The sequence below is a fragment of the Lamprobacter sp. genome, from assembly GCF_034860625.1.
In the GTDB taxonomy this organism is placed as follows: domain Bacteria; phylum Pseudomonadota; class Gammaproteobacteria; order Chromatiales; family Chromatiaceae; genus Lamprobacter.
Window position 1 is genome coordinate 1 of record NZ_JAYESN010000146.1, and the last position, 9,062, is coordinate 9,062.

The window sequence follows — 9,062 nt, forward strand, 5'->3', positions numbered from 1 at the left end:
GTTACAACGGCACTATCCAGTTCACGTAATGCTTTAACTGCACGATCCCAGATATAGCTCACATCTTTAGGCGCTTCAGCGAGTGCATGCAGCGGCTCTAGCGTATCGAAAACCAGCTGTAGCCATTCTCGCTGTTCTGACGAACTCCCGATCTTAGAGCGATTGAAGTAAGTGCGCGCTAACGTAAGCTGCAAATCCACCGTGTCAACCTCCTGGGCCATCAATGCATGCAAAATCTCCAATGACTGCTCGCAGTAGCACAGCGCCTTTTCATCGTCACCCAAAGTTTCCAACACCTCACATAGGTTCGACATCACCCCCGCCAGCATCCATTTAAAGTCGGCTCGGTCTGGCTCTTGCGCTACTAATTTGCATAACACCTTTTTCGAGTCTTCAAAGTAGCGCTGAGCCCGAGTCTGATCGTCCATCTCATCCGCTAGGGTGCCAAGGTTGGCTGTAATTAAAGCCAGACTCATTCTCAAGTATACGTTATCTGGTTGCTGCGCCACTATTGCACGCGCTATCTCTAGCGCTTCTTCAAGTAATTCGCGCGCTTCAGTTATGCCTTCCCTTTCCCTATCACGCCAAACCGTGACGGCTATATTACTTAGATCAGTTATTAGCTCCCTTTTCAGGTCCACCCGCGCGGGTTCTTGTACCACTAGCGCACGACTTATCTCCAAGCTCTCCTTCAAGTAGTTCAGAGAATTCCCCCAGTCGCCCATGTAATCTGCTGTCAGGCTTAAACCGGACAAAGCACTTCCCAGTAAATTTTTAAAAGACGAACGCTCGGGCTCTTTAACTATCAGCGAGCGCAATATCTGGATCGACTCTTCAAAGCAGCATCGCGATGTAGACCAATCGCCCACTTCGGTAGCACTATCACCCAGATTGATCAGCGAGTTGGCCAGGTTAAAACTCAAGTGTGAATCCTCGGGTTCCTGAGCAACTAGTAAACGCGCAATTTCTACCCGTTCATCGCAATATGCCCGCGATTCGGCCATGTCACCAGAAGCCGAAGCAAGCCCGTTGAGGTAATGTAGGCAATTACATAGAGCCAGGTGGGAGCCAGCTAAATCCGACCCCTGTGCTACAAGTTCGCGACTGATCTTTAAAGATTCAGTGAAACGGTCCTGCGCGCATTCTCTCAACCCTGTTACTTCTTCGAGATTACCCAGGTCGAGCAAAGCCCTTACTAAGTCGTTAAGCAAGTCCGTGCTTTCCGGACGAGCTGAGACTAACGCCCGCGCGACAGTGAGGCGCCCCTCGCCAACCCGCATGGCAACCAGACTGAACCCGTGCTCGGCGAGCCAGTCTTGTGTCTGCTCTGCCGAAGTAATGAAGCGCGCCCCTTGTTCCGGGTTTAGAATACCGCGCTCTATCATCGGGGCGATCACAACATCGACCGCATTCCGATTGGAACGTGCCAAGGGCCCCAGGCATTTGATGGCGCTGCCGATCAGACGTGTGCGAACCGCCTCGTCTTCTAGCTCCAGCAATGCAGACAAGACATCGCCAAAACCCTGTTCTGCTAACGCCGCGGTCACAGTCTCTAACGCGCCGGCTAGTTCGTCGAAGCACACCGCTTCGGCATTGTCAGATCCACCCGCATGACGTGCCCAGCAGAGCAGTTCGTCAGCGGTTGGCAATCTGCGGGGGAAAATCTGCCGATTGAGTTCGCGCAGCAACAGTTGTTCACTCAGCCGCTGATGGCTGAACCCGTAGCCGGCCAGACCTTGGTCGACTCCCTCAGCCACCTTAGTGGGGCGCATCAGCAATGAGGCGGCGACTAGTTCTTCCACTGGGTCCAGCTTGACGACACGCAGCGCATTCTCGGCTCCCAACTGGGCACGCCATTCGGTAACCCAGTTATGCGCATCCTCCAACGGCAAGAACGGGATTCGCCGTTCATACATGAGCACACCGAGGCGCCTCAGGTGGCTGGCAACGCCCGGCAGATCTGCCTGCAGTCGGTCCAGATGAGCACCGAGCAAGCGTCCCTCGTCAAGATCTGACGGTGCATCTGAGCGACCCCGAAAGGTCTCATGGAATAGATGCAGAGACAGCGGGACACGCACCAACTCACGCAGGCTCGGCGCAAGCCCGTCGTAAGAAACGGGGCAGCTCTGCTCGGGACAATGTCTCTGGCGCAGTTGGTAAGCTTCTCGCGCCTCAGCCACAGCGAAGGGGCGCAGCTCCAAATAGGGAACTTCTTTCTCCCGCTCGTCGGTAAAGCCGACAAGGAATCGAGCGTTAGCGAGCACCTCGCTGCCATGCTGCAACAGGTCGCGATGACGCTGGGCCAAAGACTGGTAGGCGCCGCTACGCAGGCTGATGACCAGACGTAGCCATGGATAGCGATGCAGCGCGGGCAGGAAATCGTCGACCGCTTTCAGCAGGTCGGTGAAGCGATCGGCCTCGTTGATGGCATCAAGAATCAGCCAGACGCGGCGGTCAGCATCCAGATCCTGCGCGGAGGTGGCGTCGAGGTGGCGGCACAGATCGTCGAGGTCGGTAAAGGCGCCGCTAGCGATGCCGGCACGGCGCAGCACCGCCTCGCACAAGGTCTGGCGACCAGACCAGGCGGCATCAGCCTGATAGGCATCGGCACCAGAGAGGAACAGGACCACATCGCCAGCACCACGTCGCGCAAGAAACCCCAACGCGTTGGTTTGAACCTGATCTTGAGACGGGTCGCCATCCGGCTCCTCGCCCAGCAATCCGTCCACCAGCCGAGCTAGCAGGGAACTCTTGCCAGAGCCGGCCTCCCCGAGCAGCAACAGGCCACGGCCGGGCTGATCGAGAACCTGTCGGACCAGGCCGTCGACGCCAGCCCGCTCCAGATAGAGATCCGGAAAGTATTTGCGCCCACGCAGCGCGTTCAGGGTGTCCTCTGCGGTGACTGTAGCCCAACTCACTAGGCTCCAGCGTTGCGTCTGGGCGCGCTCTACGCCGAGCTGGACCTCTTTCAGCGCGAGACCAGCCTGGATTGGGGCCACCAGCTCCGGCAGTTCGCAGTGGCTGCGCACACCAAGCACGGCGATCTTCTTTGCGCCAATGCCGTCTACCAGGCCGACGGGCTCGATCAGGCCGCCGCCCGGCAAGCTTTGTTCCGCGCCCTCGTTGTCCAGGGGGACGAACAATGGGTAGAGAGGCAGATCGACTGTGTCCGTGCTGGCCAATAGGTCGCTAGCGCCCCAGCCCAGGGCGGCAACCTCCGGGCTATCTGCGATTGCGAAGCGCAGATCAGCATGGGCACCTTGAAGACAAATCGCTGCTGGCGTCTCGTTGTCGGTCCCGATCCGACGCCATAAGGTCAATTCGCCGGCTGGAAACAGCCGTTGCACCATGGCCTCGGAGACGGCGAGCAATCTCGGCAGCAGGGTTTGCTCGGCGCCCTCTTCCACGGTGCGCGTGGACTCGCGATGGGCACGGTCGTTACGGGCCTTCCACAAGGCATCGTTGAGGCTCTGGGCGGATGGCCCTTGCAACCCCGGCAGACCTGCCAGCAACTCCCTCCAAGGGTGGTTGCGAGGCAGCTTGCCATGACGATTCACCTCAAGCCAGGCGGCAACTAGATTGGGGAAGGCACTAGCGCGTTCAGGGCGTTCCTGCAGGCGCCCAGACCAGAACTTGGCGAGTTGGTCGCAGAGCAGACCCCAGTCATACCAGTGCGGCAGGCGCAGCCCGCGAATGGGTCCCTGAAGTTGTCGGCAGACGGTGTCACAGGCGAGGTAGTCCGCGAGCAGCAGTAGCGCTGTGACGCGCATGGCCTGGTAGCCGGCGAAGATGGCGTTGGCAGCCCGGTCGCGGGCAGCAAGGCGACCGTCGCCCGCATGGGCCAATGGATAGGCGACGGGGAACGGCAAGCTGTCGAGATTCAGCACTTCGCTCCCCGCAGACGACCTGGCATGAAGTTGATCAGGAAGAAATTCCTCGCCGCAGCCGATATCGATGCAGCGGTACTTGCCGGCCCTGGGAAAGAAGTTGAGCGTTGTTTTACCGCATGCTGGGCAGAGTTCATTTGCGCTCGACATATCCAGTTCTCCCTGCTGGGGTTGTCATGAAGAGGTTGCGGATAGCGCGGTAAGAGTCATGCGCTGACCTCACTGCCCGTCATCTTGCCACCAAAGGCTCTCGCTTTGACGATTTCGGCGTTGCTCACGACGCCGATCCTTGATGCGCCCCGTCGCCGCCTCGAAAGCGGACGTCGCGTAGCAAGGCGTTGTGACCGCGCGAGCGCGAGGCTTTTTGGGGCCGATTCTTGCCCTCATTCATTATTCGTTGCTCCTTTCGCGCAGGCTGCGAACTGATGGTATCGAACATCGTCGGTGGCACCTGCTGATTAGGCTCCGACGTGGCCCTAGGCTCAGTATCAGATGCAAATTCGGCCTGTTCAGGCGAGGGTTGCGCACCACAGACATCGCAGGCCTGGCCCGTCGCCACGCGCTCGACGGCACGGAACTCCCCCGTCTGCAAATCCACCTGCAGCAGGTCGCGCACGCCGATGCCGGCGGCCCGGCGCTGGATCTCAGTCACGAGCATCCCCGCCGCCACTGCATTGAGCCCCATCACCGCCGGCGCCGCGACATCCGGCAAATAGCCAGCTGCGTGGGCATGCGCGGCAATGTGCCCACCGGCATAGGCGCGCGCCTCCACCGCAGCCTGGCCCGGCGAGAGCCGACCGCTGCAGATCGGACAATACCGCCCGGTCTCGGCACCAGTGACCTCGGCGCGCAGGCCCGCGATCGACCCATCATCGGCCAGCGTGATGTCGGTGCCGGCCTGCAGGTAGTCGCGACCGGCATCCAACGCCAGCTGCAACGCCATGGTGCGGCTGAGGTCGTTGTCGGTCAGTGCCAGGATGAGATCGCAGCGCTGCAGCCCGCGTTGGGCGGCGCCGGAGAGGTAGATGTCGCGAGGGTACGCGGTCACCTCTGGGCGATGGCCAAGCGCTGAGGCGATCTGCCGGACCAGGCGTTTGCCCACCTGCACCTTCGGACGGCCGATGTCGCGCTGCGTCACGCTGGGCAACCGGTTGAGATTAGTCGTTTCGATGTGGTCCGGATCGACCAGCACGAAACGCCGAAAGCCAGCGCGCGCCAGTTGCTCGAGCGCGAGCATGCCCAGCCCACCGACACCGACCACACCGATCGACAGTTCTTCCGCGACCTGGTGCAGCGCCGGGCCGAACGCGCGCTGCCGATCCAGCGCTGGCGCCATCGCACCCGGTGTCGGCTCGACCGGCGCCAAACCAAGTACCACTCGTGCCGGCAGCTCGACGCCCTGGTGCCAGAGCCGTGCCCGCGGTGCGCCATCCCGCGGCCAGACCAGGCTCCAGAACTGCGCCACGCCCTGCTCCGACAGCCAGGCGGCGAACTGCGATTCGGCGGCATCGTCGGTGGCACTGAAATGGGTTGCGCCTGGCGGATGCGAGTGCAGATGCACGGCGATCCAACCGTTCGCGGCGAGTTTCACGGCCCACTGGTTCATGCGCTCGGACGCCTCTGCGGTCAGCGCCAATCCGGCTGAGCTGGTGCGCTCATAGTCGTCGTCAGCCACCAGGATGAGTTGCTCCAGTAACGTGGCCTGCGACTGTGCAGGGCCTGCTTGCAGCGGCCGCGCGGCGGCGAAGGCGAAACGCTCCTGGAACGGCTCAGGGTGCAGCTGCGCCTGCATGCGTTCAGCCAGGCCCCACGGAATACGCAGCTCGGGTGGGTTGATGAGTGCTTTGTCCAATGGCTTGTTCATCAATGCACCGCCGCATCCGCAAAGAAGGCCAGGGTGACGCTCATGTACGACACCAGGGTGTGATGCCCTGGGCGCCAGTTGTCCGCGACCCCGCAGTACCATTGCCAGCCTTCACCGGCAAGGTCAGGAGCGCCGTGGTAGGAGCGCTGATAAAGGTGACTGCGGTCCAACTGCGCCGACTCCGCACCCTCGGCCAGATAGAATCCGATCGGCGCCGCGAGCGGGTAGGTCTTCGGCAGCACGATCAGCGCGTCGGTGCGCACCCCGCCGGGCAGGGTCAACCCCCGTAAGCGGATGCGCCATCCCTCGGCCGATGGCCTAGGCGCATCAACACCACCAAAGCCAGCACGGCGCAGACCGTCGAATTCCCGGCGCAACGCAGGCGGCAGCGCTGCCGATGGCGCTGCGGACCCAGCCCCTTTGATCACCCGCCCGCCACCGGTGAAGCCGGACCCTGCCCCCTTGATCACCCGGGGTCCGGCAGAGAAGGTATCGCCGGGCTTGACCGCAACCTCGACGTCGACCACGACCTGGCCGGTGCGCACGCCGTTGTCGACACCGGAGCGGTAGACCGACTCCGAGCCGCCGATGCCGAGTATCTGCTCCAGCTCATCCCGGCGGATCCGGCCAAACCCGTTCGATCGCACAAAGCCCAGTTCGTCGCGCTTGAGTCTCATTAGTGTGCCCCTCCCACCGTGTTGAGTACGTCGTCGATGTCGATCACCGAGTAGGCCGCCCGGCGCAGGTCGCTGGCGAGCATCTGCGGGCGGGCCAGTACCTCGGTGCGAATGCCCTCGTTGCGCAACTCCCAGACCATCGGTGCGAAGTCGCCGTCAGCGGCGGCCAGCACCAGGAACTCCGGGCGCAGGCGCAGGGCGAGCGACAGCGTCGCGATGATCAGTCGCTGGTCGTCGGACTGCTTGAATCCCCCGTCCGGCAGCCGCTTGGCAGGTGCCCGGATGACTCGCGCGCCGGATTCCTCAAGCGCATGTTGCTTGCGGGTGAAGTTCATCTTGTTGCTGGCGATGGACTCCGGGTTATCCTCAGCAACGCGCTCCACCAGGGTGACCAGGGTCTCGAGGACGTCGACATCGTCCCCCGCGATCAACTCGCGCACGGCCTGCACTGGAAAGAACTGCGCGCCCCGTTCACGGGCAACGATGTCGCAAGGGGTCAGATCGATGGCGAAGATTTTGCGGATCATGGTGCGTTCCTCAGGCAACGAGTGGGTGAAACAGAATTGGGTTCCTAATGCGACATGCCGTCGCTGTGCGACTCAGTGACCAACGCGGGCCAACAGTGCGTTTTGAATGTCCGATCAAACTATTTTCTAAACCTTGCATCCGATGCTTTTCGCTTCTGCGGCCGAGTCCTTCTCGAATGGACTGGCCTTCAGGTCGCTGTCAGCGGGCTCGTTCTGAGAATCGGCGCCGGACTCGAACACTTCATCACGCTCCTGCAGGTAACGCTGCAGATCGATGAAGCCGGAGGCCTTGAGCATGACCTCACGCGCAGCATTGTGCTCGGGAAAGGCGGCGACTTCGACGCGAATGCCACGGCGACGCAATTCCAGGATGACGGGAATGAAGTCCTTATCACCTGAGATCAGCACGATGATGTCGGGGTTGGCGATCTCTGCGGTGCGCATGAGTTCCAGCGTGATCTCCACATCCAGATTGCACCGGTAGCCATCACCGACGAGGTTGCCGATCTTGTCGTGGACCAGGTAGCCGACTTGCCACAGACGCTCGATCACGGCAGCCCGCGCCTGGGGATTGCGCGGATCGATCGGCACGAAGGCATGCGCCTCGACCAAGAAGCGCCCTTCGCTTAGGTAATCAAGCAGCGCCTGTTCGTCGAGTGTGATGCCAAGTTGACCGAAGGCCGCTTCGATATTGGCGTAGTCGTTGAAAATGATGAGCCGTTCCATGATCGTTCTCCGGGTGAAAAAGAATTCTGGGTGCGCGCGGGTCAAATCAGAGCTGATCAGCCGGCTGCGGCGCCGTCGCCGTAGCATTAGCCTCTTTGTCCAGCCCTTTTAAGGTGACGAAATTCACCTGACTGCAAGCCCCTGATTCTTCGTCAAGGTGCTTGCGACGGATCGCGTGGTTCGGTGACCGGCAGATTCACATGGAATCGTAAGTCGCTGATTTTAAATGTTGCTTTTATGCACCTTAAAAGGGCTGGCCTCTTTGTCCTAAGAGGAGAGCAGCCAAATCAAGCTGATACCGCCTAGCAAGACGGCCCAAGAACCCCCGACGAGGTAGAGCACGCCAAGCCCGACCACGGTTGCTGCGACACCCCAGCCAACACCCGCCGCCGCAGCGTCTGGTTGTGCCGGTCTCGCTGTCGCAGAGGTGGTTCCACGATGTGCGTTGTGAATGTGGCTGCTGTAGCGTCGTGCGTTGGGGATGTTGGCCATCGGTGATCTCCTTTGATTGGGTGATGGTTGGTGGTGGTTGGTGGTGGTTGGTGATGGTTGGTGATGGTTGGTGATGGGTAAGACTCTGATATGCTTTGATTTAGTGCCGCCTTCCCTGGCCAGCCTGCCTTGGCTATCGTCCCGGCGGACCATCCTGGTCTGCTTGCTCTACACGGCTTCAACGCCGCGCTGTTGTCGATTTTCAATGCCATCCTTGGCTGGCCTGCCATGGTCGTTTTTCCTCGGGACCCTCCTGGTCTCCCCTTCTACTGACGTCAACGCAAGGTTGCTGCCGGTTTTCAATGCCATCCCTGGCCGGCCTTCCTATGCCGCAGTTCCCACAGGCCATCCTGGCTTGCTACTCTCTACTCAACGCGAAGCTAAGGCTGGTTTTCAACGCGACGCGCGATTTCTTGTGTGTTAGACCTGCCTCAAGTGGCGCAGGAACCTGCTAGGAGCATGGCCCCTCGGCGACCGGCGCCCGCCCTGGCTAGCCGGTTTATGAAACATTTGGGCTAGATACTTGGCTCGCCTGGCCAACCCAAGACAGCAAACCGAGATTGCAGCAAAGCTCATTGAGGGCTAACGTTGCGACCGAGCGACGGCGACTACCGACTGACGTTCTGAACTCTAGCGAAGCCGCAAGGAGATCCGAGGAAACCGCATGGCCCACACACTGACCCGCTACACCGACATCGTTGAGATCGTCGGCGACCTGCTCAAGGTGCGCGTCGCACGCGCCAGCACCGAGGCGCCGACCATCGCCTATGACGATCTGGCGCTGGTCGAGGGCGTCGACGGCTTCCGCTCACTGGCGCGGGTGATCAAGATCGATCGCGAGCTGGTCTCGCTACAGGTGTTTTCCGGCACCAAAGGCGTCTCGACCGCT

General features: G+C 60.9%; 6 protein-coding genes and 1 pseudogene. 1 reads left to right on the top strand and 6 read right to left on the bottom strand.

Annotated elements, in window-relative coordinates; all coding sequences use genetic code 11:
- From VBE63_RS21950 to VBE63_RS21975, 6 genes are all read right to left on the bottom strand, one after another.
- A partial coding sequence (locus VBE63_RS21950; RefSeq protein WP_323685156.1) for a tetratricopeptide repeat protein occupies nt 1–4,037 on the bottom strand: 4,037 nt, incomplete at its 3' end.
- A gap of 124 nt (nt 4,038–4,161) precedes the next feature.
- Nucleotides 4,162–5,751: a HesA/MoeB/ThiF family protein gene (locus VBE63_RS21955; protein WP_323685157.1), complete on the bottom strand. Its 1,590-nt coding sequence runs from the start codon at nt 5,749–5,751 to the stop codon at nt 4,162–4,164.
- Entirely contained in the window at nt 5,751–6,428 is a 678-nt protein-coding gene (locus VBE63_RS21960; RefSeq protein ID WP_323685158.1) for a hypothetical protein, read from the bottom strand. The genes VBE63_RS21955 and VBE63_RS21960 overlap by 1 nt, the downstream gene beginning before the upstream one ends.
- Nucleotides 6,428–6,955 carry an NYN domain-containing protein gene (locus VBE63_RS21965; protein WP_323685159.1) on the bottom strand — a complete coding sequence of 176 codons (528 nt, stop codon included), beginning with the start codon at nt 6,953–6,955 and terminating at the stop codon, nt 6,428–6,430. The genes VBE63_RS21960 and VBE63_RS21965 overlap by 1 nt, the downstream gene beginning before the upstream one ends.
- A 126-nt stretch (nt 6,956–7,081) precedes the next feature.
- The gene (locus tag VBE63_RS21970; protein WP_323685160.1) at nt 7,082–7,681 is read right to left on the bottom strand and encodes an NYN domain-containing protein; all 600 of its coding nucleotides are present in this window, start codon (nt 7,679–7,681) and stop codon (nt 7,082–7,084) included.
- A gap of 267 nt (nt 7,682–7,948) precedes the next feature.
- The gene (locus tag VBE63_RS21975) at nt 7,949–8,173 is read right to left on the bottom strand and encodes a hypothetical protein (RefSeq protein WP_323685161.1); all 225 of its coding nucleotides are present in this window, start codon (nt 8,171–8,173) and stop codon (nt 7,949–7,951) included.
- Nucleotides 8,174–8,837: 664 nt separating this feature from the next.
- Between VBE63_RS21975 and VBE63_RS21980 the strand changes: the two are divergent.
- A pseudogene (locus tag VBE63_RS21980) lies at nt 8,838–9,062 on the top strand (V-type ATP synthase subunit B); the annotation flags it as partial.